The sequence below is a fragment of the Sphaerotilus sp. FB-3 genome (assembly GCF_023706025.1).
Classification (GTDB): Bacteria; Pseudomonadota; Gammaproteobacteria; order Burkholderiales; family Burkholderiaceae_C; genus Sphaerotilus; species Sphaerotilus sulfidivorans.
The window spans coordinates 12,883-35,709 of sequence record NZ_BQWE01000040.1 but is presented as its reverse complement, the minus strand read 5'-3'; the positions used below and the strand labels follow the sequence as shown (position 1 = coordinate 35,709).

Here is a 22,827-nt window from a genome sequence, read left to right as displayed (position 1 = left end):
CCCCCGAAAACCTACTCACTGCCAGCCGATGCACGGGCCTGTGCTTCCTCATGCGTGATCCGGCCCGCAGCCAGCAGCGCCGCGACGTGGCGAGGGTTACGGCGGCAGCTTGGCGGCCTCGATGGCGGCCCGCAGGAAGCGGGATGCGACAACGGCAAGCGGGTTCGACCGCGCGGCCTCTTCCAGCTCTTCAAGCGCCATCTCAGCGCAGCGCAGCAGCTCAGGCGCTGCGGCGACCAGCCGGCCATTTGCATCGGCCTCTTCCAGCGTGGCGCATGGCCCACTGAAGATTGATGCGATGCACTGGCCGTCGGCGGTCAGGATGTCGCGCCCGTCACAACGCCACGGGCCGGGAGTGTGAGCGGTGCTCATGCGGCCCCCTTCGCTTTCGCCCAGGCGCTCGCATCCTCGGCGGTGATGCGGCCAGCGGCCAGCAGCGCGGCGACGTGGTGGGGGTCTAGGCAGTCGTCCCCCTCGGCATCGAACTCGCGCAGGGCACGAGACAGCAGCGCCCCTTCCATGTCGCCCGTGACGTGGTTGTCATCGGCGAGCATGCGCGCTTCGTCCTCCAGGGCGGCCAGCGCATCGGCCAGCGGTCGCCCGCTCCAGACCGCCCGCAGGCTGTTGGACGAGAACAGCCATTCGTCAGCAGTCCAGACGGCAACCAGGTTGTCCGGGTCGGCGCCGAAGTCGCGCAGCATGCGTTCCAGGTCATCGCTCGCGGCCCGTGCCTCGTCAGACAGCCGGCCGGAGTAGTTCCCGGCTTCGCGCCCATCGTGGACACGCTGGAACAGCTCGGCGTGCTCGCGCAGCAGGTCGGCCAGCCGGCCGGGCTTGGCGCATGGCTCCACGCTCCAGCGCAGCGACAGCCCATCAGCGACCTTGGAAGAGGTGCTGTACCGGCTCGGGTCCGGGTTGTAGCCGGCCGACACCTCGCCGTGCTGGTCCATCTCGACGTGCGCCGGCTGCGGCCGGTACTCGCGCGGGTACTGGCAGAACAGCGGCACGGCATCGGCGCCGGTCAGGTTGTCCAGGTTGAATGTGACGGCGCTCATGCTGCACCCCCTTCCGCCTTGATGCCGGCAATGCGCGCATCGTGCAGGGCGTCGACCAGATCAAGCCACATCGCCTTGATGGCGCGGTCGCTGGCAGCGTGGGAGAACGGCACGGCTTCTGCCTCGACGTCGCCCATCAGGTGCGACGCCGGGCCGTTGGTGGTGTAGACGGTCGACAGCTTCTCAGCGGCGGCCAGGATCGCCAGCAGCTCCGGCGCGTGGGTCTTCTTGCGGCTCATGCTGCACCCCCGACACGCTGAAGGACGGCGGCGCCGATGAACTGGCGTGCGGCTGCGCTGGTGGTGTCGGCTGCGTCGGTGGCGATGCCTTGCCCGAAGGCCAGGCGCCACGACATCAGCGCCAGGGCATCGCTCGCGACGGCATGCACTGCGGTCGGCTCGGCGCCGGCCAGCAGCTCGCGCAGTGCGTCGGCGTCGGTGCGCAGGTCTTCCAGAAGCAGCGCCAGGGCGGCCAGGGTGCCGGCCGGTGCGGTGTCGTCCGGCGATGGTGTCAGGCGGTCGGCGCTCATTGCAGACTCCCCGCCGCGACACCAGCCGGGAACACGATCACCACGAAGCCGGCCGGCAGGTCGGCGCCATCCTCGGCGGCCCGGGCCTTGATGGTCTGCAGGTCGGCGGGCTCATCCGACAGAATCGGGCCGATGCCGGCGCGGCCATCGTCGAAGACCGTCACCACAGTTCCGGCACCCGCGACAGCCAGGGCCAGCCCTTGCAGGTGTGCAACCTTTCGACCGTCTCGACGCATGGCGGCCAGGTCGGCAGCCAGGTCGGCCCGCTGTTTTGGGCTCATGCGAGCGGCCTTGCCGATGGTCGCCACGAGGGCGGCATCCGTCTTGAAGGTCTGCACCATAGCGTGCAGGAACAGGCCAGCCGGCGCAGGGCTGGTGATGTTGTCGGTGTGCATGCTCAGGCCCTCCCGCAGGCGGCCAGGCGGTCGGCGGCCACCAGCTCGGCAGCCTTGGCGCGCAGCTCGGCGCGACGCTGGGCGCGGCGCGCGGCGTTGCGCTCGGCACGCTGGCGAGCGATGCGCAGGGCGAAAGCCCGGGCGTACTCGGCGACAGGAACAGCAGGACGGGGAAGGGGCTGCGCAGGAAGGCGCAGGATCAGGCGGCCCGATGCGGGCGCGATGAGGGTGTCAGCCATGTGAAGGCTCCGAACAGACAGGTGTGCAACCTGCAACCCCCCCGACCAAGAGAGGGTGGCAGACCGTGCCGGGTTGGTCGACCGGGTTCGGACCGGCAGGGGTCTCCCCCTCCCAACACGGCCCGCCATAGACGGAACCATGCACGCAGTCTCACGCCATACAGACGTGAAAAAGCCGCGACGGGCGCGGCTACTGCGCCGAACTGCCGAGCGACCAAGCCCGGTCCGCCTTTCAGCGGTGAAGCCATCGTAAGCGAACAAGCGCGAACGATCAAGGGCGCACAGATCGCCTGCGCTCGATATTGTCGACTTGTTCACTGTCGGTGCTCCGCGGTGTTGGCTTGGTCTCGGATCTGTCGACCTATACGGTCGGCCGCCTGTTCGGCCAGGGTCTGCCGCAGTCCTTCCAGGCGATGCCCCTGCGTGCGCCGCTGCGCCAGGTAGGCACGGCGCAGTGAATCCGGCTCGGCGCTGAAGGCGATTCGGGCCGGGTCAGACACCCAGGTGTCGACCGCAGCGGCGCCGAAGATGCGGCGCAGCTCGGTCGCGGTGCATATCTGGCCGGTCGCAGCCTCGACGGCAAGGGCGGCTTGCCGGTGCCATATCCAGCCGTGAACCAGCCTGTCGACGCTGTCGACGCTGTCGACGCCGTGGTCTTCGTGGTCGTGGTCTTCCATGTGGGTCAATCCCCCTTGTCTGGCGCTGCTGCAAGCTGCGTGAACCGCTGCACCATGCGCTGCAGAACTGCGCGGTGTTCTTCATCAAGGACGGCTTGCACTTCGCGAGGGCTGCTCAGTCCGATGCAACGGCCAGCCGCGCGGCGGCCCATGCACGACAGAGCGTCGCGAACCTCGGTCATGATCGTTTCGACCGCCCGCCGCACGGGCTCGGCTTCGATCAGGGCGCCTTCCCGCTCCGCCAGGTCAATGGCCTTGATGCGCGCTTCTGTGCGCTCACGCTCCAGGCGGATGCGGTACAGCTCATCCCCTGAAGATGTCGGCGCCGCGGTGCCCTCGGCAATGGCCGATGCACGGGCCGCGGCAGCCTTGCCCGTCGCTCGCTTGGGCCGGGTGTTGCGCGTCCATTCGGCGTCCGCTGCATCAGGATGAATCCCGCCCTCGATGAGCGAGATTCGCCGCTCACGGATCGCACGACGCACGGCCCCTTCTGATACGCCGCGGTGCGCGGCGTACTCCTTGATGGACATGAGCATCTGACCACCCGGCGCCCGATCAAGCCGAAGGGCGCGCGGCTCGGCGTTCGCCCACATGGCGCGCGACTTCAGCGCGGTGCGCGTCTACCTTCGCCAGCAGCGCGGCGGCATCGTTGCGCCAGCTCGCCCAGCTCACGCCACCTTCCACCATCTCAGCCAGGCGCGGCAGGTCTCCGGCGTTGATGCACCGATCAGGGCCGGCCTGATCTCCGCCGAAGACGCGGGCCGGATCGAAGACCGGCAGCACCAAGCGCGCCAGGTCGTGAGAGTGCGGCAGGTCGCCACGCCATCCGGCCTGCAGCAGTGCGGATGCCGCCTGATCCCACGCCAGTTCCTGCGCCGACCGCTCGACCTCGGCGACGCTCTTGCGGGCGTGGTCTGCCGCCGCGGCAAGCTCGGCTTGCCGGCGCTCGAAAGCGGCGCGCAGCTCAGCCAGTGCGCCCGCCAGGGCTGCGGCGTCGCTCCGCTCGGCATCCGCCTCGGCGCGAAGCCGTGCAACCGCCGCACGATCGTCGCCGCGCTTCAGATCACCATCCGTGCCGCTCAGGACGGCCTGTGCGAAGCGTTCGGCCGCCGACTTCTCGAGGTCGTCCGCCTGCGTCGACAGGCTGGCGGCCAGGTCTTGCGAGGCTTTCAGCTTGGCTTCCACCGCCGACAGGCGCGGCTGTTGCTCGGCAGCGTGGCGCAACGCTGCCCCTTCGGCTGCCTGCAGTTCGGCCCGCGCTGCCTTCATGCGCTGGGCAAGCTCTTTGCCTTGCGCCTCGGTGATGGCGCCCAGCGCGTCAGGGTCATTCCGGGCGGCTGCACGCAGGCGCCGCGCACGCTGGATGAGCGCAAAAGATTCGCCGTGCAGCAGGCGGGCCACCTGTGCCAGTGCGCGGCCCTCGGCATCGCGTCGGGACGGATCATGCCGGGGGCTGCACAGGTCGTCATCGTGATAGACGGACATGAGCGCGCCCAAGGTTTCATCATCGGATTCGGTTTCGATGTCGGCGCTTTTCGGGAAGATCGCGCCACGGATGGAGGCAAGCAGGGTCACGGGAATTCCTCGGTGAAGAGAAGGAGGGGCAACGGTCACGCCGCGGCGCGGCCGTCGTCGGGCAAAGGCGCTGCGCTGATCGGGCCACGGAATACCGGGCCGACGGCATCGCCAGAAAGAACGAGGGTGCCGCGGCCCTCAAGGTAGACATGCACGGCGCAGACAGACCCGCGCTCATCAAGTGCGGCATCGGTGAGCAGGCGCAGGCGCTCGAAGGTCAAGCGATGCGTGAACCGATCGGGCCGAGCCCGGACGGTATCCAGTGCCAAGCGCCACAGCTTCCAGCACATCGGGGCGTCAGCTTCGACGGCCCGCCGGCCGGTGCGCTGCTGCAGCGCGGCGGCATAGAGGGCTTCACCGGCCAAGCCGACCAGCGCGCCAGGCGCTCGGATGCGGGCGGACCGGGCCGCATTGGCGGCAGCGTGAGCGGCGTTCATGTCCTTCATGATTCATCCTCTGGTCAGGGGCGGGCCGCTGCCCGAACCACGCTCAGCGCCCTCTTGCGGCATCCCAATCTAACGCTATGCGTTAGACGAAGATGAAGACTGTTGGTGAATGAAATTTGCATGATGAACACATGATGGTTCAAGTTGGAGATTTGGCAAACGGCCGGAAAGTGAGTGCAATTCTCCAAGCAGCCCGCCAAGAGGTCACCACAAACATCGGGGCGGCAACAGGGCAGGATGTTTGGGGGCGCCGGCCGGGCTGCAGCGGCAGCACCTCGAGGTCTGGCGCACTGGTGTGGCGCGGCCAGGCTGACCGGCAGCGCCGCGGCACCGGCCTTCAGCGCCAGAAGGCAGGCACTCGACCTCGACCGGCTCGGCGCTCGCCAGCGGCGGCCCGACCAGCAGCGGCAGCGCCTCGAGGTCTGGCGCACTGGTGTGGCGCGGCCAGGCTGACCGGCAGCGCCGCGGCACCGGCCGGCACACCTTCGACCTCGACCAGCTCGGCACCGGCCAGCAGCAGCCCGGCCAGCGGCGGCAGCACCTCGAGGTATGGCGCACTGGTGTGGCGTGGCCAGGCTGACCGGCAGCGCCGCGGCACCGACCGGCACACCTTCGACCTCGACCAGCTCGGCACCGGCCAGCAGCAGCCCGGCCAGCGGCGGCAGCACCTCGAGGTCTGGCGCACTGGTGTGGCGTGTCCAGGCCGACCGGCAGCGCCGCGGCGCCGGCCACCAGCGCCAGAAGGCAGGCACTCGACCTCGACCGGCTCGGCGCTCGCCAGCGGCGGCCCGGCCAGCAGCGGCAGCACCTCGAGGTCTGGCGCGCTGGTGTGGCGCGGCCAGGCTGACCGGCAGCGCCGCGGCACCGGCCTTCAGCGCCAGAAGGTAGGCACTCGACCTCGACTGGCTCGGCGCTCGCCAGCGGCGGCCCGGCCAGCAGCGGCAGCGCCTCGAGGTCTGGCGCACTGGTGTGGCGCGGCCAGGCTGACCGGCAGCGCCGTGGCACCGGCTGGCACACCTTCGACCTCGACCAGCTCGGCACCGGCCAGCAGCAGCCCGGCCAGCGGCGGCAGCACCTCGAGGTCTGGCGCACTGGTGTGGCGTGGCCAGGCTGACCGGCAGCGCCGCGGCACCGACCGGCACACCTTCGACCTCGACCAGCTCGGCACCGGCCAGCAGCAGCCCGGCCAGCGGCGGCAGCACCTCGAGGTCTGGCGCACTGGTGTGGCGTGTCCAGGCCGACCGGCAGCGCCGCGGCGCCGGCCACCAGCGCCAGAAGGCAGGCACTCGACCTCGACCGGCTCGGCGCTCGCCAGCGGCGGCCCGGCCAGCAGCGGCAGCGCCTCAAGGTCTGGCGCGCTGGTGTGGCGCGGCCAGGCTGACCGGCAGCGCCGCGGCACCGGCCTTCAGCGCCAGAAGGTAGGCACTCGACCTCGACTGGCTCGGCGCTCGCCAGCGGCGGCCCGGCCAGCAGCGGCAGCGCCTCGAGGTCTGGCGCACTGGTGTGGCGTGTCCAGGCCGACCGGCAGCGCCGCGGCACCGGCCTTCAGCGCCAGAAGGCAGGCACTCGACCTCGACCGGCTCGGCGCTCGCCAGCGGCAGCCCGGCCAGCAGCGGCAGCGCCTCGAGGTCTGGCGCACTGGTGTGGCGTGGCCAGGCCGACCGGCAGCGCCGCGGCACCGGCCTTCAGCGCCAGAAGGCAGGCACTCGACCTCGACCGGCTCGGCGCTCGCCAGCGGCAGCCCGGCCAGCAGCGGCAGCACCTCGAGGTCTGGCGCGCTGGTGTGGCGCGGCCAGGCTGACCGGCAGCGCCGCGGCATCGACCGGCACACCTTCGACCTCGACCAGCTCGGCACCGGCCAGCAGCAGCCCGGCCAGCGGCGGCAGCACCTCGAGGTCTGGCGCACTGGTGTGGCGTGGCCAGGCCGACCGGCAGCGCCGCGGCGCCGGCCACCAGCGCCAGAAGGCAGGCACTCGACCTCGACCGGCTCGGCGCTCGCCAGCGGCGGCCCGGCCAGCAGCGGCAGCACCTCGAGGTCTGGCGCACTGGTGTGGCGTGGCCAGGCTGACCGGCAGCGCCGCGGCACTGGCCTTCAGCGCCAGAAGGCAGGCACTCGACCTCGACCGGCTCGGCGCTCGCCAGCGGCGGCCCGGCCAGCAGCGGCAGCACCTCGAGGTCTGGCGCACTGGTGTGGCGTGGCCAGGCTGACCGGCAGCGCCGCGGCACCGGCCTTCAGCGCCAGAAGGCAGGCACTCGACCTCGACCGGCTCGGCGCTCGCCAGCGGCGGCCCGGCCAGCAGCGGCAGCGCCTCGAGGTCTGGCGCACTGGTGTGGCGTGGCCAGGCTGACCGGCAGCGCCGCGGCACCGACCGGCACGCCCTCGACCTCGACCAGCTCGGCGCCGACCTGCAGCAGCCCGGCCGGCAGCGGCCACCCCTCGAGGCCGGGCGCACTGGCGCGGGCTCCGGGGTGGTGATGTCGTCAGCTCATGCGCGCAGCAGTCGCCCGGGAGAGTCCGCACCAGGTCGCGACGCCTTGCAACAGCAGCGCCGCAGCCGCCTTCCCTCTTGCGCCCCTTGCGTCGTCACCGATCACGGGCGCAACGTACTTTCCAGCCAGCGCAGCCACTGGCGCGAGGGCGGGGGCCGAATTACCCGCACGCCTCGGGGCGTCGGAAGAACCTATAGGGGGGGGAGGAAGAGAAGAGAGAAGGTGTCCTGTCTTCTCCTCTTTCTCTTGTTCCCGCCTGTGGCCAGTCTGTTCCCGCCTCTATCCCCCTTTGTGGCCAGTCTGTTCCCGCTGCCGCTTCAGGCCCCCGATCCTGCTCTATGTTGTTGATTTCATTGGAGAAGTCGGCGGCACCCGGCCCTGTCGGGCTGCTCTGTCCCCACTGCCGCCCGCAGTTCGCCGGCAAATTCGCCCGGTCTCTGTCCTTGGCGCACCTTCTCAGAACGGCCAGATGCCGCGCGCAGACAGTCCCGCCGCCGCCTTCCCCGGCGGCCAGCAGCACACGCCCACAGGCCGATCAGCCTGCCCAGACCCTGCCCACACGACACGCCCAGCACTGCCCCCGCTGTCCTGTCCAGATGGACGAAGCCCGGCACGGGGCCGGGCTGGTGGTGTGCACAGAGGGCAGCAGGTCGGACCGTCGGCGCACGACAGCCAGGCCAGCACCAGGAGGAAGGGCGGCCCGATCAGGCGGCCCGGAACGGGATCACCGCGGCACCTCGCCGCAGCGTGTCCAGGTAGTCGGCCCATGCCTGCATCATCTGCCGGCGCTGTTCCGCGAACTCGGTTCGGTTGTACGCGCGCCCCAGCGCATCGGGCACGGCATGGGCCAGTTGTGCCTCTATGACGGGTTCAGCCACACCCAGCCGTTCGGCCAGCATCGTGCGGGCCATTGCCCGGAACCCGTGCGCCGTCATCTCGTCATTGCCGAACCCGAGCCGGGCCAGCGCCGCGCCTAGGGTCACGTCGCTGATGGGTCGCTTCGGTGAGCGCAGGCCCGGGAACACCAACACCCGGCCACCCGTCAGCGGCTGCAGCTCGCGCAGCACAGCCACGGCCTGCCGAGACAGGGGGACCAGGTGCGCCGGCCCCGTTGCCTTGCCTTGCACGCTGCGTTTCATCCGGTGCCCGGGGATCAGCCAGGTTCCCGCGTCCAGGTCAAACTCTGCCCACTCGGCGCCCCGTACCTCGCCCGGTCGCTGGAAGGTGAGGGCGCACAGCAGCAGGGCGGCCCGGGTCGTCGGCTGTCCGGGGTAGCTGTCCACGGCCCGCAGCAGCTCGCCAACGCGCTTCGGCTCGGTCAGTGCCGCATGGTGCGCAACGACAACAGGGCGCAGCGCGTCCCGCAGATCCCCTGACGGGTCACGCTCACAGTGCCCCGTGGCGATGCCGTACCGGAACACCTGCCCGCATGCCTGCTTCACCCGGTGCGCCGTCTCGACCGTCCCGCGCTTCTCCACTCGCCGCAGGCATTCCAGCAGCTTCGGTGCCGTCACGTCGGCCAGCGCCAGCCGTCCAAGCCACGGGAACGCGTGCTGCTCCAGGCGGATGCGGGTCCGCTCGGCATGGCCCGGGCTGACCTTGTGGGCGTGGACATCTGCCAGCCACTCGCGGGCCACGGCCTCGAAACTCCCCACAGGTGGCAAGCCCGCTGCTTCTCTCTGGCGCTGCTCGCGCTGGCGGTCGTGTTCAGCCTTCTCTGCCTTGCGCTTCTCGCTCGGGTCGATTCCCGCCGCCACCAGCGCCCGCGCCTCGTCAGCCCGGCGACGGGCCAGCGCCAGGCCGGTATCTGGATAGGTGCCCAGACTCAGGATGTTCCTGCGTCCGTTCAATGTGTACTGAAAGCGCCATCCGTGCGCACCACCCTTCACCCACAGCATGAGGAACAGCCCGTCCCCATCGTTCAGCCGCTTGACGGGTGCCCCGTCGTCATCGGTCGCGCCGGGCTTCAGTGCCTTGATGGTCTTGTCTGAGGGGATCAGGTGTCGTGCCATGAGGAAGAACTTTTCAGGGGAGAGAACCCTATTCTGTAGTTCTTCCTCCAGTTCTTCCCATAGGAACACGGAAGGAAACGAACTGACCCGAAGCCATGCGGACAAAGAAAAAGCCCTAGAGCGTTGATTCTCTAGGGCTTTTCTGTACTTCCGCGAACGCTTGAAAGTCGTCGCGGAACTTTGAATGGTGGAGCCGGGGGGAATTGAACCCCCGTCCGCAAGCCATCCTCAGGCAGTTCTACATGCGTAGTTCTCTGATTTGAGTCTCGCGCGCCAGGCGGGCAGGAACACCCTCTTGGACACGCCAGTCACGAGATCTCGACCTGAACCGTGTGACCCGGCTCAGACCCAGCCAATGTGAATGACCTCTCAGCCCTTGACCTTGCGATCTCAGGCCCGGCCCATCGGCCAACCGTTGAGAGGCTCACCGGTGTTAAGCGGCGAGGGCGAAACGTTCGTCGTTCGCAGTTACTTTGTTTCCAGTGGTTTTACGAGCGAACTGGTGCTCGGCATGCCCTGCTCCGATTCCGCACCCACGTCGAAACCAGGTCGGCCCCTGAACCCGTCATCTTAGCATCATCTGCTCAGCGGCCGGGCCGCAGCACCTCGAGCAGTCCGGCGGGCGTGCGTGCGAGATGGTCTGCGCCCCAGGCCTCGATCGGCTCGCCGTCGCCCAGATAGCCCCAGGCGGCGGCGACCGTGCCCATGCCCGCGGCCCGGCCGGCCTGGATGTCGCGCAGATCGTCGCCGACATAGAGGCAGTGCGCCGGATCGACCGCCAGACGGCGCGCGGCCTCCAGCAGCGGATCGGGAAAGGGCTTGGCGCGTGCGGTGGTGTCGCCGCAGACCAGCACCCGGCTGCGCGTGGCCAGACCGGTGCCGGCGACGACCGGCTCGGCGAAGCGGCTGTGCTTGTTGGTGACGATGCCCCAGGGCAGGGCGGCGGCGTCCAGCGCGTCGAGCACCGGCGCCATCGCGTCGAACACCCGTGTCAGCCGGGTCAGGCGCGTGGCGTAGATCGCCAGATACTCGTCCTTCAGCGCCTCGAAATCCGCATCCTCCGGCGTGGTGCCCAGCGCCACCCGCAGCATGCCGCGGGCGCCGGTGCCGGTCAGCGGCCGGAAGACCTCCAGCGGCAGCGGCGGCAGGCCGCGGCGCTCGCGCAGATCGTTGCCTGCGCCGCCGAGATCCAGTGCACTGTCGACCAGGGTGCCGTCAAGATCGAACAAGACCGCATGGACAGGACGATCGCGGCTCACTGTGCTTCCTTGCGGCAGGCGATCATGTAGTTGACGCTGGTGTCGCCGCTGAGCCAGTAGCGGCGGGTCAGCGGGTTGTATTCCAGACCGCGGGTGTGCTGCAGGTCCAGGCCGCAGTGGCGGCACCAGGAGGCCAGCTCGCTCGGCCGGATGAACTTGGCGTATTCGTGGGTGCCGCGCGGCAGCAGGTTCAGCACATACTCGGCGCCGACGATCGCGAACAGGAAGGACTTCGGGTTGCGGTTCAGCGTCGACAGGAAGACCCAGCCGCCCGGGCGCACCAGCTTCGCGCAGGCCTCGACGATCGCGCCGGGATCGGGCACATGCTCGATCATCTCCATGCAGGTCACCACATCGAAGCGGCCCGGCATCTCGGCGGCCAGCGCCTCGGCGGCGACTTCGCGGTACTGCACGTTCTGCAGGCCGGCCTCCATCGCGTGCAGCTGCGCGACCTTCAGCGAGCGTTCAGCCAGATCGACGCCCAGCACCTGCGCACCGCGTCGGGCCATCGCCTCGCTGAGGATGCCGCCACCGCAGCCCACATCGACGACCTGACGGCCGTCGAGCGAGCCTGCGCACTGCTCGATCCACTCGAGCCGCAGCGGGTTGATCTGGTGGAGCGGGCGAAACTCGCTCTCCGGGTCCCACCACTTGTGGGCCAGCTCGCTGAACTTGGCGAGCTCCTTGGGGTCGGCGTTCTGCATCATCCGGCGATGGTAGCGAAATCGGACAGGCAAGAAAAAACCCCGCCGGGGCGGGGTTCTCGGAGCGAGCAGCGAGCTGCTTACTTGGTGCGGGTACCGACGACCTCGATTTCCACGCGGCGGTTCTTCGCGCGGCCTTCGTCGGTCTTGTTGTCGGCGACGGGCTGCTTCTCGCCCTTGCCTTCGGTGTAGACGCGGTTGGCTTCGATGCCCTTGCCGACCAGGTACTTCTTGACGGCTTCGGCGCGACGCTGCGACAGCTTCTGGTTGTAGGCGTCGGAGCCACGGCTGTCGGTGTGGCCGACGGCGATGATGACTTCCAGGTTCACGCCCTTGACCTTGCTGACCAGATCGTCGAGCTTGGCGCCGGCGTCCTTCTTCAGGACAGCCTTGTCGAAGTCGAAGAACGCGTCGGCGGCGAAGGTGACCTTCTCGCTGACCGGAGCGACCGGGACGGGGACCGGAGCGGGCATCGGAGCCGGAGCCGGCGGAACGACGGCGGGGGCCGGAGCCGGAGCGGGGGCCGGAGCCGGTGCCGGAGCAGGCTTCGGAGCCGGAACGCCGTCGCAGCCCTGCACGCCGGTCTGCGGCGTCCAGTTGGCATCACGCCAGCACAGTTCGTTCGTGCCGTTCTTCAGCACGGTGCCATCGGCAGCGCGCCAGTTGTCGACGGCACCGGAGGTCGAGCCACCGGTCGCACAGGCGGCGAGAGCGGCCGACGCGAACAGCAGTGCAACCTTGTTGAGTTTGTTCATGGTTCTCCTCTCGAGAAAAGCCGCAGATCGGGCTGCAAGATGCAGAAAAGACGGCGGCCCAAGCTTGCCGATGAGAGCGCGGCACCAGGGACCGACAAATTCATTGTGCCATATGCGGTTTGCCGCCCTGTGCCACAGGAAGACGCCCCGGGACAGGGCTGTTGCGCGATGACGACATTGCGCGGATCGTAGAATGGCGGGTTCGATGCCCCGGCGCTGCAGTGCTTTTGTGGGCGTCCCCGCTGTGCAACGGCCCGACCGCATGACTCAATTCGCCAAAGAAACCCTGCCCGTCAGCCTCGAAGAGGAAATGCGCCGCTCCTACCTCGACTACGCGATGAGCGTGATCGTCGGGCGGGCGCTGCCGGATGCACGCGACGGTCTGAAGCCGGTGCACCGGCGCGTGCTCTACGCGATGCACGAGCTCAACAACGACTGGAACCGCCCCTACAAGAAGAGCGCGCGCATCGTCGGCGACGTGATCGGCAAATACCATCCGCACGGCGACATCGCGGTCTACGACACCATCGTGCGCATGGCGCAGGACTTCTCGCTGCGCCACATGCTGGTCGACGGCCAGGGCAACTTCGGCTCGATCGACGGCGACAACGCCGCGGCGATGCGCTACACCGAGATCCGCCTGGGCAAGGTCGCGCACGAGATGCTGGCCGACATCGACAAGGAGACCGTCGACTTCGGCCCGAACTACGACGGCAGCGAGCGCGAGCCGCTGGTGCTGCCGACCCGGCTGCCCAATCTGCTGGTCAACGGCTCGGCCGGCATCGCGGTGGGCATGGCCACCAACATCCCGCCGCACAACCTCAACGAGGTGGTCGACGCCTGTCTGCACCTGCTGCGCCAGCCCGACGCCACCATCGACGAGCTGATGGAGATCATCCCGGCGCCGGACTTCCCCACCGCCGGCATCATCTATGGCGTGGCCGGCGTGCGCGAGGGCTACCGCACCGGTCGCGGGCGCGTTGTCATGCGCGCGCGGGTGCATTTCGAGGACATCGACCGCGGCGCGCGCCAGGCGATCATCGTCGACGAAATCCCGTATCAGGTGAACAAGAAGACGCTGCTCGAGCGCATCGCCGAGCTCGTCCACGAGAAGAAGATCGAGGGCATCAGCCACATCCAGGACGAGTCGGACAAGTCCGGCATGCGCGTCGTCATCGAGCTCAAGCGCGGCGAAGTCCCGGAGGTCGTGCTCAACAACCTCTACAAGCAGACGCAGCTGCAGGACAGCTTCGGCATGAACATGGTCGCGCTGATCGACGGTCAGCCGCGCCTGTGCAACCTGAAGCTGCTGCTGGAGATCTTCCTGGAGCACCGCCGCGAGGTGGTGACGCGCCGCACGGTGTACGAGCTGCGCAAGGCGCGCGAGCGTGGCCATGTGCTCGAGGGCCTGGCGGTGGCGCTGGCCAACATCGACGAGTTCATCCGCATCATCAAGACCTCGCCCACGCCGCCGATGGCGCGTGCCGCGCTGATGGAGCAGGGCTGGGACTCGGCGCTGGTGCGCGAGATGCTCGAGCGCGCGGGCAGCGCCGCGCTGGGCGGCCGCGAGGCCTTCCGCCCCGAGGGGCTGCCGGCGCAGTACGGCCTGCAGGCCGACGGCCTCTACCGCCTGTCCGACGACCAGGCCGGCGAGATCCTGCAGATGCGCCTGCAGCGCCTGACCGGCCTGGAGCAGGACAAGATCGTCGGCGAGTACCGCGACATCATGGCGACCATCGCCGACCTGCTCGACATCCTCGCGCGTCCCGAGCGGGTCACCGCGATCATCGTCGACGAGCTGGGCGCGCTGCGCGCCGAGTTCGGCCAGACGAAGCTGGGCGCGCGCCGCTCGACCATCGAGCACAACGTGCAGGAGCTGGGCACCGAGGACCTGATCACCCCGACCGACATGGTGGTCACGCTCAGCCACGGCGGCTACATCAAGAGCCAGCCGCTGGCCGAGTACCGCGCGCAGAAGCGCGGCGGCCGCGGCAAGCAGGCCACGCAGACCAAGGAAGACGACTGGGTCGACCAGCTCTTCATCGCCAACACGCACGACTGGATGCTGTGCTTCAGCGACCGCGGCCGCGTCTACTGGCTGAAGGTCTGGGAGGTGCCGCAGGGCGGACGCGCCAGCCGCGGCAAGCCGATCGTCAACATGTTCCCGCTGCAGCCGGGCGAGAAGATCACCGTGGTGCTGCCGCTGACCGGCGAGTTCCGCAGCTTCCCCGCCGACCACTACATCTTCATGTCGACCGCGCTGGGCACGGTGAAGAAGACGGCGCTCGACGAGTTCAGCAACCCGCGCAAGGCCGGCATCATCGCGGTCGACCTGGACGAGGGCGACCACCTGATCGGCGCGGCGCTGACCGACGGCGAGCATGACGTGATGCTGTTCTCCGACGGCGGCAAGGCGGTGCGCTTCCACGAGGGCGACGTGCGCCCGATGGGCCGCAACGCCCGCGGCGTGCGCGGCATGTCGCTCGAAGAGGGCCAGAACGTCATCGCGATGCTGGTGGCCGAGGACGAGTCGCAGAGCGTGCTGACCGCCACCGAGAACGGCTACGGCAAGCGCACCAGCATCACCGAGCACACCCGCCACGGCCGGGGCACCAAGGGCATGATCGCCATCCAGCAGTCCGAGCGCAACGGCCGGGTGGTCGCCGCCACGCTGGTGCGCGCCGAGGACGAGATCATGCTGATCACCGACCGCGGCGTGCTGGTGCGCACCCGGGTGTCCGAGATCCGCGAGATGGGCCGCGCCACCCAGGGCGTCACGCTGATCGCGCTGGACGAGGGCACCCGGCTCTCGGGCCTGCAGCGCATCGTCGAGAACGACGCGAACGAGTCCGCCGAGCCTGGCGTCGATCCGGCCGCCGATCTGGCTGCCGAGGCTGCCACCGATTCCCCCACCGACACCGGCGCCAGCGCCGGGGAGACTGCCTGATGACTTGCCTGTCCACTCTGCGTCGCCTGGCGCTGATTCCTGCCGCGACGCTGGTGCTGCTGGCGGCGCTGCCGGCGCAGGCCGCCGAGCCGAGCCCGGCCAAGAAGGAGCTGATCGCCAAGGTCATCTCGCTGCAGCAGGGCGGCATCGACGGCATCGCCCGCAGCCTGGTCGAGCAGCCGGCGATGGCGCTGATGCAGCAGGCCGGCATGATCCTGCAGACCCGCGTCGCGCCGGAAAAGCGCGAGGCGCTGGCCAAGGAGATCCAGGCCGACGTGCGCAAGTATGTCGAGGAGGCCACGCCGATCGTGCGCGAGCGTGCGCAGAAGGCCGCGCCGGGCGTGATGGGCGCGCTGCTCGACGAGCGCTTCACCGAAGACGAGCTCAAGCAGCTGGTCGCCTGGCTGGAGTCGCCGGTGGTGCGCCGCTACCAGCAGATGACGCCCGACATCCAGAAGGGCATGTCCGAGAAGCTGGTGGCCGACACCCGCGCGGCCGTCGAGCCCAAGCTGCAGGCGCTCGACCGCAGCATCAGCACCCGCCTGGGCGTGCAGCCGCCGGCCTCGGCGCCGGCGAAGAAGTGACTCTCCTGAAGACCTCCTGAGCCGACGATGACGATGACTGCGCGCCCCTACAACTTCTCCGCCGGCCCCGCGGCGCTGCCCGAGGAGGTCCTGCAGCAGGCTGCGGCCGAGATGCTCGACTGGCACGGCTCGGGCATGAGCGTGATGGAGATGAGCCACCGCGGGCGCGAGTTCATCTCGATCGCCGAAGCCGCCGAGGCCGACCTGCGCGAGCTGCTGGCGGTGCCGGCGGACTTCCGCATCCTGTTCATGCAGGGCGGCGGCCTGGCCGAGAACGCCATCGTGCCGCTGAACCTGTCGCGGGGCGGCGCGGCCGACTTCGTCGTCACCGGCGCCTGGTCGCAGAAGTCGGCCAAGGAGGCGCAGCGCTACTGCGACGCGAAGGTCGCGGCCAGCAACGCCGAGGGCGGCCACCTGTCGATCCCCGCGGCGGCCGGCTGGGCGCTGCGCGCGGACGCACGCTATGTGCACCTCTGCAGCAACGAGACCATCCACGGCGTCGAGTTCCAGACGCTGCCGGACCTGGCTGCCCTGGGCAGCACGGCCGAGCTGGTGATCGACTGCTCCTCGCACATCCTGTCGCGCGGCATCGACTGGTCGCGGGTGGGCCTGGCCTTCGCCGGCGCGCAGAAGAACATCGGCCCGGCGGGCGTCACCATCGTCATCGTGCGGGAAGACCTGCTCGGCCATGCGCTGGCGATCTGCCCGAGCGCCTTCGACTACAGGCTGGTGGCCGACAACGCCTCGATGTACAACACGCCGCCGACCTACGGCATCTACATCGCCGGGCTGGTGTTCCAGTGGGTGAAGCGCCAGGGCGGCGTGGCCGAGATGGAGCGCCGCGCGATCGAGAAGGCCGGTCTGCTCTACGGCTACCTGGACGGCGAGGGCGCGGGCTTCTATGTCAACCGCATCGATCCGGCCTGCCGCTCGCGCATGAACGTGCCCTTCCAGCTGCGCGACGAGTCGCTCAACGCCGACTTCCTCAAGGGTGCGCAGGAGCGCGGCCTGCTGCAGCTCAAGGGCCACAAGAGCGTCGGCGGCATGCGCGCCTCGATCTACAACGCCATGCCGCTGGCCGGCGTGCAGGCGCTGGTGGACCATCTGCGCACCTTCGCCGCCGCCCGCGGCTGATCCGACTCCTCGACCCCCACAAGACCGGGACCCTCCTGCCATGACCACGCCCGACCACGACGCCGCGTCGCCCGCTCCGACGCTGCCGGAGCTGCGCGACCGCATCGACGCGCTCGACCGCGAGCTGATCGCGATGCTCAACCGCCGCGCCCGCCTGGCGCAGGAGGTCGGCGAGATCAAGAAGAGGGAAGGCTCGGTCGTCTTCCGTCCGGAGCGCGAGGCGCAGGTCATCGACGGCCTGAAGCAGTTCAACCCGGGTCCGCTGAAGAACGAGAGCGTGGCGCCGATCTGGCGCGAGATCATGAGCGCCTGCCGTGCGCTGGAAACGCCCACCCGGGTGGCCTATCTCGGCCCGGCCGGCACCTTCAGCGAGGAGGCGGCGCTGGGCTTCTTCGGCTCGTCCATCGTGCGCGTGCCGTGCGCCAGCATCGACGAGGTCTTCCGCAACACCTCGGCCGGCGTGGCCGACTTTGGCGTGGTGCCGGTCGAGAACTCGACCGAGGGCATGGTGGCGCGCTCGCTCGACATCTTCCTGACCACGCCGCTGTTCATCATCGGCGAGACCAGCCTGTTCGTGCGCCACAACCTGCTGCGCAAGGAGAACGCGCTCGACGGCATCGAGGCGGTCTGCGCGCACCCGCAGGCGCTGGCGCAGTGCCACGACTGGCTGTCGCTGCACCTGCCGCATGCCGAGCGCCGGCCGGTCTCCAGCAACGCCGAGGGCGCGCGCCTGGCCGCGCAGGACAGCCGCCTGGCCGGCATCGCCAGCGCGCGTGCGGCCAGCGAGTACGGCGTGCATGTGGTCGCCCCGGCGATCCAGAACGATCCGCACAACCGCACCCGCTTCGCGATCGTCACCGACCCGCACCGCCATCCGGCGCCGCAGGCCTCCGGCCATGACTGCACCAGCCTGGTCGTGTCGGTGGTCAACCGGCCCGGTGCGATGTACGACATCCTCGCGCCGCTGAAGCGCCACGGCGTGTCGATGACCCGGCTGGAGTCGCGCCCGGCGCGCTCGGGCCAGTGGGAGTACTACTTCTTCATCGATCTGCAGGGCCATCCCGAGCAGCCGGCGGTGCAGACCGCGATGCACGAGCTGCGCGAGGCCTGCGCCTTCTTCAAGGTGCTCGGGGCCTACCCGATCGACGCCCACTGATCTCCCCTCTGCCGGCAGGTTCTCCAATCATGTTCAATCAACTCGGGGTGATCGGCTGCGGCCTGATGGGCGGCAGCTTCGCGCTGGCCCTCAAGCGCGCCGGTCTGGTGCAGCGGGTGGTCGGCTACAGCAAGTCGCCCTCGACGGTGGAGCGGGCGCGCCGGCTCGGCGTCATCGACATCGCGGCCGAATCGGCGCTGCTGGCGGTCTCGGGCTCGGACATCGTGCTGATCTCGGTGCCGGTGGCCGCCAGCGATGCGACCTTCAAGGCGATCCGCCACATGGTCGAGCCCGGCACGCTGTTCATGGATGTTGGCAGCACCAAGCGCGATGTGGTCGACGTGGCCCGGCGCGTGCTGCGCGAGCGCATCGGCAGCTTCGTGCCGGCGCATCCGATCGCCGGCAAGGAGGTCGCCGGCGTCGAGCATGCCGATGCCCAGCTCTACCAGGGCAAGCAGGTCATTCTCACGCCGCTGGCGCAGACCGATCCGGTCATGGTGCAGAAGGCCACCGACGTCTGGGCCGCGATCGGCTGCCAGGTGCTGCGCATGACGCCGGAGAACCACGATGCGGCCTTCGCCGCGGTCAGCCATCTGCCGCACCTGCTGGCCTTCGCGTATTTCAATGCGGTGATCTCTCAGCCGGCCGGGCGCGAGTTCCTGTCGCTGGCCGGTCCGGGATTCCGCGACTTCACCCGCATCGCCGCCGGCGACCCGACGGTCTGGCGCGACATCCTGCTGGCCAATCGCGAGGAGGTGCTCAAGCAGTCGCAGCGCCTGCGCCATGCGCTCGACGCCTTCGAGGTGGTCATGCGCTCGGGCAACCAGGAGGCGCTCGAGGACCTGATCCGCACCGCCTCCGAGGGCCGCTCGGGCTGGCAGATGAATGCCCGCCCGGCCACCGCCCGCTGAATTTCCAGGCTGATCCCGCAGCAGACAGATTCGACTCTCCGCGCATGTACTCGATCCCGCATCTCGACCTTCCGCCGCTCGGTCACGCCGCCGGCACCGTGCAGCTGCCCGGCTCCAAGAGCATCTCGAACCGGCTGCTGCTGCTGGCGGGCCTGAGCGAGGGCACGACGACGCTGGTCGACCTGCTCGACTCCGACGACACCCGGGTGATGCTGGCGGCGCTGCGCACGCTGGGCTGCGCCATCGTCCAGGACGGCCGCCTCACCCGCATCACCGGCTTTGCGGGGCGCCCGGCGGTGGCCGCGGCCGAGCTCTTCCTGGGCAATGCCGGCACCGCGATGCGCCCGCTGACCGCCGCGCTGGCGGTGCTGGCCACGCAGCAGGGCGGGGCGGCCTACACGCTGGGCGGCGTCAAGCGCATGCACGAGCGTCCGATCGGCGATCTGGTCGACGCGCTGCGCGGCCTGGGCTGCACGGTCGACTGCCTGGGCACCGAAGGCTATCCGCCGCTGCGGGTGGCCGGCGGCACGCTGGATCTGGCGGCACCGGTCAAGGTGCGCGGCGATGTGTCGAGCCAGTTCCTGACCGCGCTGCTGCTGGCGCTGCCGCTGGCCGCCAGCGACCGCGCGGTGACCATCGAGGTGGTCGGCGAGCTGATCTCCAAGCCCTACATCGAGATCACGCTGAACCTGCTGGCGCGCTTCGGCATCGCGGTCGAGCGCCAGGGCTGGGAGCGCTTCGTCATTCCGGCCGGCAGCCGCTATGTCACGCCGGGCGAGGTGCATGTCGAGGGCGACGCCTCGTCGGCGTCGTACTTCATCGCGCTGGGCGCGATCGCCGGCGTCGACGCGCCGGTGCGCATCGAGGGCGTGGGCGCGGCCTCCATCCAGGGCGACATCCGCTTCAAGGAGGCCGCCGAGGCGATGGGCGCTGTGGTGCATGCCGAGCCCAATGCGCTGGAGATCCGCCGCGGCGCCTGGCCGCTGAAGGCGATCGACCTCGACTGCAACCACATTCCCGACGCGGCGATGACGCTGGCGGTGATGGCGCTCTACGCCGACGGCCCCTCGACGCTGCGCAACATCGCCAGCTGGCGCGTCAAGGAGACCGACCGCATCGCCGCGATGGCCTGCGAGCTGCGCAAGCTCGGCGCCACGGTCGAGGAGGGCGAGGACTTCCTGCGCGTCGAGCCGCTGGCGCGCTTCCAGCCCGCCGCGATCCACACCTACGACGACCACCGCATGGCGATGTGCCTGTCGCTGGCGGCCTTCAACCGGCTGAATCCGGCCGGCGACGGCGAGCGTGCGGTGCCGGTGCGCATCCTCGACCCGAAGTGCGTCGCCAAGACCTTTCCCGACTATTTCGAGGCGCTGTTCTCGGTGGTCGAGGCCCGCGCGGCCGACATTCCGGTGATCACCATCGACGGCCCGACCGCCTCCGGCAAGGGCACGCTGTCGGCCAGCGTGGCCGCCGGCCTGGGCTGGCACACGCTGGACTCGGGCTCGCTGTACCGGGTGACCGCGCTGGCGGCGCGCCGCGCCGGCGTCTCGGCCGACGACGAGCAGGGCCTGGCCGCCACCGCACGGGCGATGCAGCTGCGCTTCGAGGGCGTGCGGGTGCTGCTCGCCGGCGAGGATGTCAGCGACGAGCTGCGCGACGAGGCGGTGGGCATGATGGCCTCGCGCATCTCGGCCTGGCCGGCGGTGCGTGCCGCGCTCTACGACCTGCAGTGCGGCTTCCGCCAGCTGCCCGGCCTGGTGGCGGACGGCCGTGACATGGGCACCGTCATCTTCCCCGACGCCGGCCTGAAGATCTTCCTGACCGCGACCGCAGCCGCGCGCGCCGAGCGCCGGCTCAATCAATTGATCGCAAAGGGAATTTCTGCTAGCCTCGACGACCTTCGTGCCGATCTGGAGGCGCGCGACGAGCGGGACCGCACCCGTGAGACCGCCCCCTTGAGACCGGCCGAGGACGCGCTCCGGCTCGACAACTCCCAGCTCGGCATCGAGGCTTCGGTGCAGCAGGTGGTGGCCTGGTGGAACGCACGGCAGCCCTTCGACGCGCCCTGAGCGAGCCGGATCGACCGCCACCTTTCCTGCCTTCTGGCCCGGAGTTCCGGCCGAGTGCGCGATGCACCGACGGAGCCCCGGATCGTCAACTCAACCCCGCCACGGAAGTGGCACCCGCCGCCGGCCCGTCGCCGGTGCAGAAAGTCCCCAATGTCCCAAGCATCTATGGCCGATCTCGGCATGGAATCCTTTGCCGCGATGTTCGAGGAGTCGCTCCAGCGCGCCAACATGCGCGCCGGCGAAGTGATCTCCGCTGAAGTCGTCCGCGTCGAGCACAGCTTCGTCGTCGTCAACGCCGGCCTCAAGTCCGAAGCCTACGTTCCGCTGGAAGAGTTCAAGAACGACCAGGGCGAAGTGGAAGTCCAGGTCGGCGACTTCGTGTCGGTCGCGATCGACGCCATCGAGAACGGCTACGGCGACACCATCCTGTCGCGCGACAAGGCCAAGCGTCTGGCCTCGTGGCTGTCGCTGGAAAATGCCCTGGAGTCGGGCGACTTCGTCACCGGCACCGTCAACGGCAAGGTCAAGGGCGGCCTGACCGTTCTGGTCAACGGCATCCGCGCCTTCCTGCCGGGTTCCCTGCTGGACACCCGTCCGGTCAAGGACATGAGCCCGTTCGAGGGCAAGACCATGGAGTTCAAGGTCATCAAGCTCGACCGCAAGCGCAACAACGTTGTGCTGTCGCGTCGCGCGGTGGTCGAGGCCTCGATGGGCGAAGAGCGCGCCAAGCTGCTCGAAACCCTGCGTGAAGGCGCCATCGTCAACGGCGTGGTCAAGAACATCACCGAATACGGTGCGTTCGTCGACCTCGGCGGCATCGACGGCCTGCTGCACATCACCGACATGGCCTGGCGCCGTGTCCGTCACCCGAGCGAAGTGGTGACGGTGGGTCAGGAACTGACCGCCAAGGTCCTGAAGTTCGACGCCGAGAAGAACCGCGTCTCGCTGGGCCTGAAGCAGATGGGCGACGATCCGTGGTTCGGCGTCTCGCGCCGCTACCCGTCGGGCACCCGCCTGTTCGGCAAGGTCACGAACATCGCCGACTACGGCGCGTTCGTCGAGATCGAGCCGGGCATCGAAGGCCTGGTCCACGTCTCGGAAATGGACTGGACGAACAAGAACGTCGCTCCGTCCAAGGTCGTCTCGCTGGGCGACGAAGTCGAAGTCATGGTCCTGGAGATCGACGAAGACAAGCGTCGCATCTCGCTGGGCATGAAGCAGTGCCGTGCCAACCCGTGGGACGAGTTCGCGCAGAACTTCAAGCGCGGCGACAAGGTCAAGGGCCCGGTCAAGTCGATCACCGACTTCGGCGTGTTCGTCGGCCTGGCCGCCGGCATCGACGGCCTGGTGCACCTGTCCGACCTGTCGTGGAACGAGCCGGGCGAAGCCGCGGTCCGCAACTACAAGAAGGGTCAGGACGTCGAGGCCGTGGTCCTGGGCATCGATGTCGAGCGCGAGCGCATCTCGCTGGGCATCAAGCAGCTCGACGCCGATCCGTTCACCAACTACACCTCGGTCAACGACCGCGGCATGACGGTGACCGGCAAGGTCAAGTCGGTCGACCCGCGTGGCGCCGAGATCCAGCTGAACGACGATGTCACCGGCTACCTGCGTGCTTCGGAAATCGCCCGCGAGCGCGTGGAAGATGCCCGCAACGTGCTGAAGGAAGGCGACGAAGTCACTGCCCTGATCATCAACATCGATCGCAAGACGCGCTCGATCCAGCTGTCGATCAAGGCCAAGGACAACGCCGAGAACCAGGAAGCCATGCAGCGTCTGTCGGCCGACAGCAGCCGCGAGAATGCTGGCACCACCAGCCTGGGCGCCCTGCTGAAGGCCAAGCTGGATCAGGGCAACTGATCCTGATGCCGGACGCCACGGAACCGCTGT

Annotated in this window: 24 protein-coding genes and 1 other RNA gene; 9 read left to right on the top strand and 16 right to left on the bottom strand. The window is 69.3% G+C overall.

Translation table 11 applies throughout. The features are described from left to right. Positions 1-96 precede the first annotated feature (96 nt). From NFT33_RS14950 to NFT33_RS14900, 11 genes are all read right to left on the bottom strand, one after another. Entirely contained in the window at positions 97-372 is a 276-nt protein-coding gene (locus NFT33_RS14950) for a hypothetical protein (RefSeq protein WP_251676527.1), read from the bottom strand. After that, entirely contained in the window at positions 369-1,055 is a 687-nt protein-coding gene (locus NFT33_RS14945) for a hypothetical protein (protein ID WP_251676524.1), read from the bottom strand. Before NFT33_RS14945 ends, NFT33_RS14950 begins: the two co-directional genes overlap by 4 nt. After that, on the bottom strand, positions 1,052-1,294 hold the full coding sequence (locus NFT33_RS14940; RefSeq protein WP_251676522.1) for a hypothetical protein: 243 nt from the start codon (positions 1,292-1,294) through the stop codon (positions 1,052-1,054). The genes NFT33_RS14945 and NFT33_RS14940 overlap by 4 nt, the downstream gene beginning before the upstream one ends. Beyond that, positions 1,291-1,584 (bottom strand): hypothetical protein, encoded by a 294-nt coding sequence (locus NFT33_RS14935; RefSeq protein WP_251676521.1) that lies wholly within the window; start codon positions 1,582-1,584, stop codon positions 1,291-1,293. The genes NFT33_RS14940 and NFT33_RS14935 overlap by 4 nt, the downstream gene beginning before the upstream one ends. Next, positions 1,581-1,979 carry a hypothetical protein gene (locus NFT33_RS14930; RefSeq protein ID WP_251676518.1) on the bottom strand — a complete coding sequence of 133 codons (399 nt, stop codon included), beginning with the start codon at positions 1,977-1,979 and terminating at the stop codon, positions 1,581-1,583. Before NFT33_RS14930 ends, NFT33_RS14935 begins: the two co-directional genes overlap by 4 nt. Positions 1,980-1,981: 2 nt before the next feature. After that, positions 1,982-2,218 carry a hypothetical protein gene (locus NFT33_RS14925; RefSeq protein WP_251676516.1) on the bottom strand — a complete coding sequence of 79 codons (237 nt, stop codon included), beginning with the start codon at positions 2,216-2,218 and terminating at the stop codon, positions 1,982-1,984. A gap of 314 nt (positions 2,219-2,532) precedes the next feature. Next, positions 2,533-2,895 carry a hypothetical protein gene (locus NFT33_RS14920; protein WP_251676514.1) on the bottom strand — a complete coding sequence of 121 codons (363 nt, stop codon included), beginning with the start codon at positions 2,893-2,895 and terminating at the stop codon, positions 2,533-2,535. A gap of 5 nt (positions 2,896-2,900) precedes the next feature. Beyond that, entirely contained in the window at positions 2,901-3,488 is a 588-nt protein-coding gene (locus NFT33_RS14915) for a hypothetical protein (RefSeq protein WP_251676512.1), read from the bottom strand. After that, positions 3,451-4,470 carry a hypothetical protein gene (locus NFT33_RS14910; RefSeq protein WP_251676510.1) on the bottom strand — a complete coding sequence of 340 codons (1,020 nt, stop codon included), beginning with the start codon at positions 4,468-4,470 and terminating at the stop codon, positions 3,451-3,453. The genes NFT33_RS14915 and NFT33_RS14910 overlap by 38 nt, the downstream gene beginning before the upstream one ends. 35 nt (positions 4,471-4,505) lie before the next feature. After that, entirely contained in the window at positions 4,506-4,916 is a 411-nt protein-coding gene (locus NFT33_RS14905) for a hypothetical protein (RefSeq protein WP_251676508.1), read from the bottom strand. A gap of 337 nt (positions 4,917-5,253) precedes the next feature. Next, on the bottom strand, positions 5,254-5,457 hold the full coding sequence (locus NFT33_RS14900; protein WP_251676506.1) for a hypothetical protein: 204 nt from the start codon (positions 5,455-5,457) through the stop codon (positions 5,254-5,256). A gap of 19 nt (positions 5,458-5,476) precedes the next feature. Here NFT33_RS14900 and NFT33_RS14895 point away from each other — a divergent pair, with 19 nt between their 5' ends. Both NFT33_RS14895 and NFT33_RS14890 read left to right on the top strand, forming a co-directional pair. Further along, positions 5,477-7,264 carry a hypothetical protein gene (locus NFT33_RS14895; protein ID WP_251676504.1) on the top strand — a complete coding sequence of 596 codons (1,788 nt, stop codon included), beginning with the start codon at positions 5,477-5,479 and terminating at the stop codon, positions 7,262-7,264. Beyond that, positions 7,252-7,392 (top strand): hypothetical protein, encoded by a 141-nt coding sequence (locus tag NFT33_RS14890; protein WP_251676502.1) that lies wholly within the window; start codon positions 7,252-7,254, stop codon positions 7,390-7,392. Before NFT33_RS14895 ends, NFT33_RS14890 begins: the two co-directional genes overlap by 13 nt. A 718-nt stretch (positions 7,393-8,110) precedes the next feature. On the opposite strand, the gene NFT33_RS14885 is transcribed toward NFT33_RS14890, so the two are convergent. From NFT33_RS14885 to ompA, 5 genes are all read right to left on the bottom strand, one after another. Further along, on the bottom strand, positions 8,111-9,418 hold the full coding sequence (locus tag NFT33_RS14885) for a tyrosine-type recombinase/integrase (protein WP_251676541.1): 1,308 nt from the start codon (positions 9,416-9,418) through the stop codon (positions 8,111-8,113). A 185-nt stretch (positions 9,419-9,603) separates the two neighbouring features. Beyond that, positions 9,604-9,975: a transfer-messenger RNA gene (ssrA, locus tag NFT33_RS14880) on the bottom strand. A 27-nt stretch (positions 9,976-10,002) separates the two neighbouring features. Beyond that, positions 10,003-10,647, bottom strand: a complete 645-nt coding sequence (locus NFT33_RS14875) for an HAD family hydrolase (protein WP_251676500.1) — start codon at positions 10,645-10,647, stop codon at positions 10,003-10,005. A 26-nt stretch (positions 10,648-10,673) separates the two neighbouring features. Further along, a complete protein-coding gene (gene ubiG, locus NFT33_RS14870; protein WP_149505146.1) occupies positions 10,674-11,381 on the bottom strand; it encodes a bifunctional 2-polyprenyl-6-hydroxyphenol methylase/3-demethylubiquinol 3-O-methyltransferase UbiG in 708 nt (235 codons plus the stop codon). An 80-nt stretch (positions 11,382-11,461) separates the two neighbouring features. Next, positions 11,462-12,136 (bottom strand): outer membrane protein OmpA, encoded by a 675-nt coding sequence (gene ompA / locus NFT33_RS14865; RefSeq protein ID WP_251676497.1) that lies wholly within the window; start codon positions 12,134-12,136, stop codon positions 11,462-11,464. A gap of 262 nt (positions 12,137-12,398) precedes the next feature. Between ompA and gyrA the strand changes: the two genes are divergently transcribed. From gyrA to rpsA, 7 genes are all read left to right on the top strand, one after another. Then, positions 12,399-15,083 carry a DNA gyrase subunit A gene (gene gyrA / locus NFT33_RS14860; protein WP_251676495.1) on the top strand — a complete coding sequence of 895 codons (2,685 nt, stop codon included), beginning with the start codon at positions 12,399-12,401 and terminating at the stop codon, positions 15,081-15,083. Continuing rightward, on the top strand, positions 15,083-15,667 hold the full coding sequence (locus tag NFT33_RS14855) for a DUF2059 domain-containing protein (RefSeq protein ID WP_149502693.1): 585 nt from the start codon (positions 15,083-15,085) through the stop codon (positions 15,665-15,667). The genes gyrA and NFT33_RS14855 overlap by 1 nt, the downstream gene beginning before the upstream one ends. 27 nt (positions 15,668-15,694) lie before the next feature. Then, the gene (gene serC / locus NFT33_RS14850) at positions 15,695-16,801 is read left to right on the top strand and encodes a 3-phosphoserine/phosphohydroxythreonine transaminase (RefSeq protein WP_251676493.1); all 1,107 of its coding nucleotides are present in this window, start codon (positions 15,695-15,697) and stop codon (positions 16,799-16,801) included. 40 nt (positions 16,802-16,841) lie between these two features. Continuing rightward, positions 16,842-17,957 carry a prephenate dehydratase gene (pheA, locus tag NFT33_RS14845; RefSeq protein ID WP_251676490.1) on the top strand — a complete coding sequence of 372 codons (1,116 nt, stop codon included), beginning with the start codon at positions 16,842-16,844 and terminating at the stop codon, positions 17,955-17,957. A 29-nt stretch (positions 17,958-17,986) separates the two neighbouring features. Continuing rightward, the gene (locus tag NFT33_RS14840) at positions 17,987-18,868 is read left to right on the top strand and encodes a prephenate dehydrogenase (RefSeq protein WP_149502696.1); all 882 of its coding nucleotides are present in this window, start codon (positions 17,987-17,989) and stop codon (positions 18,866-18,868) included. Positions 18,869-18,912: 44 nt separating this feature from the next. Next, positions 18,913-20,937 carry a bifunctional 3-phosphoshikimate 1-carboxyvinyltransferase/cytidylate kinase gene (locus NFT33_RS14835; RefSeq protein WP_251676488.1) on the top strand — a complete coding sequence of 675 codons (2,025 nt, stop codon included), beginning with the start codon at positions 18,913-18,915 and terminating at the stop codon, positions 20,935-20,937. 180 nt (positions 20,938-21,117) lie between these two features. Continuing rightward, on the top strand, positions 21,118-22,797 hold the full coding sequence (gene rpsA, locus NFT33_RS14830) for a 30S ribosomal protein S1 (protein ID WP_149505147.1): 1,680 nt from the start codon (positions 21,118-21,120) through the stop codon (positions 22,795-22,797). Positions 22,798-22,827 lie beyond the last annotated feature (30 nt).

What these genes read in the sequence shown, in the direction of transcription:
- NFT33_RS14840 (WP_149502696.1), top strand. Translation starts at nt 17,987, where the DNA reads ATGTTCAATCAACTCGGGGTGATCGGCTGCGGCCTGATGGGCGGCAGC.
- serC (WP_251676493.1), top strand. Translation starts at nt 15,695, where the DNA reads ATGACGATGACTGCGCGCCCCTACAACTTCTCCGCCGGCCCCGCGGCG.
- NFT33_RS14930 (WP_251676518.1), bottom strand. Translation starts at nt 1,979, where the DNA reads ATGCACACCGACAACATCACCAGCCCTGCGCCGGCTGGCCTGTTCCTG.
- pheA (WP_251676490.1), top strand. Translation starts at nt 16,842, where the DNA reads ATGACCACGCCCGACCACGACGCCGCGTCGCCCGCTCCGACGCTGCCG.
- gyrA (WP_251676495.1), top strand. Translation starts at nt 12,399, where the DNA reads ATGACTCAATTCGCCAAAGAAACCCTGCCCGTCAGCCTCGAAGAGGAA.
- NFT33_RS14915 (WP_251676512.1), bottom strand. Translation starts at nt 3,488, where the DNA reads ATGTGGGCGAACGCCGAGCCGCGCGCCCTTCGGCTTGATCGGGCGCCG.
- NFT33_RS14945 (WP_251676524.1), bottom strand. Translation starts at nt 1,055, where the DNA reads ATGAGCGCCGTCACATTCAACCTGGACAACCTGACCGGCGCCGATGCC.
- NFT33_RS14905 (WP_251676508.1), bottom strand. Translation starts at nt 4,916, where the DNA reads ATGAAGGACATGAACGCCGCTCACGCTGCCGCCAATGCGGCCCGGTCC.
- NFT33_RS14920 (WP_251676514.1), bottom strand. Translation starts at nt 2,895, where the DNA reads ATGGAAGACCACGACCACGAAGACCACGGCGTCGACAGCGTCGACAGC.
- NFT33_RS14940 (WP_251676522.1), bottom strand. Translation starts at nt 1,294, where the DNA reads ATGAGCCGCAAGAAGACCCACGCGCCGGAGCTGCTGGCGATCCTGGCC.
- NFT33_RS14925 (WP_251676516.1), bottom strand. Translation starts at nt 2,218, where the DNA reads ATGGCTGACACCCTCATCGCGCCCGCATCGGGCCGCCTGATCCTGCGC.
- rpsA (WP_149505147.1), top strand. Translation starts at nt 21,118, where the DNA reads ATGGAATCCTTTGCCGCGATGTTCGAGGAGTCGCTCCAGCGCGCCAAC.
- NFT33_RS14835 (WP_251676488.1), top strand. Translation starts at nt 18,913, where the DNA reads ATGTACTCGATCCCGCATCTCGACCTTCCGCCGCTCGGTCACGCCGCC.
- NFT33_RS14935 (WP_251676521.1), bottom strand. Translation starts at nt 1,584, where the DNA reads ATGAGCGCCGACCGCCTGACACCATCGCCGGACGACACCGCACCGGCC.
- NFT33_RS14950 (WP_251676527.1), bottom strand. Translation starts at nt 372, where the DNA reads ATGAGCACCGCTCACACTCCCGGCCCGTGGCGTTGTGACGGGCGCGAC.
- NFT33_RS14855 (WP_149502693.1), top strand. Translation starts at nt 15,083, where the DNA reads ATGACTTGCCTGTCCACTCTGCGTCGCCTGGCGCTGATTCCTGCCGCG.
- NFT33_RS14885 (WP_251676541.1), bottom strand. Translation starts at nt 9,418, where the DNA reads ATGGCACGACACCTGATCCCCTCAGACAAGACCATCAAGGCACTGAAG.
- ompA (WP_251676497.1), bottom strand. Translation starts at nt 12,136, where the DNA reads ATGAACAAACTCAACAAGGTTGCACTGCTGTTCGCGTCGGCCGCTCTC.
- ubiG (WP_149505146.1), bottom strand. Translation starts at nt 11,381, where the DNA reads ATGCAGAACGCCGACCCCAAGGAGCTCGCCAAGTTCAGCGAGCTGGCC.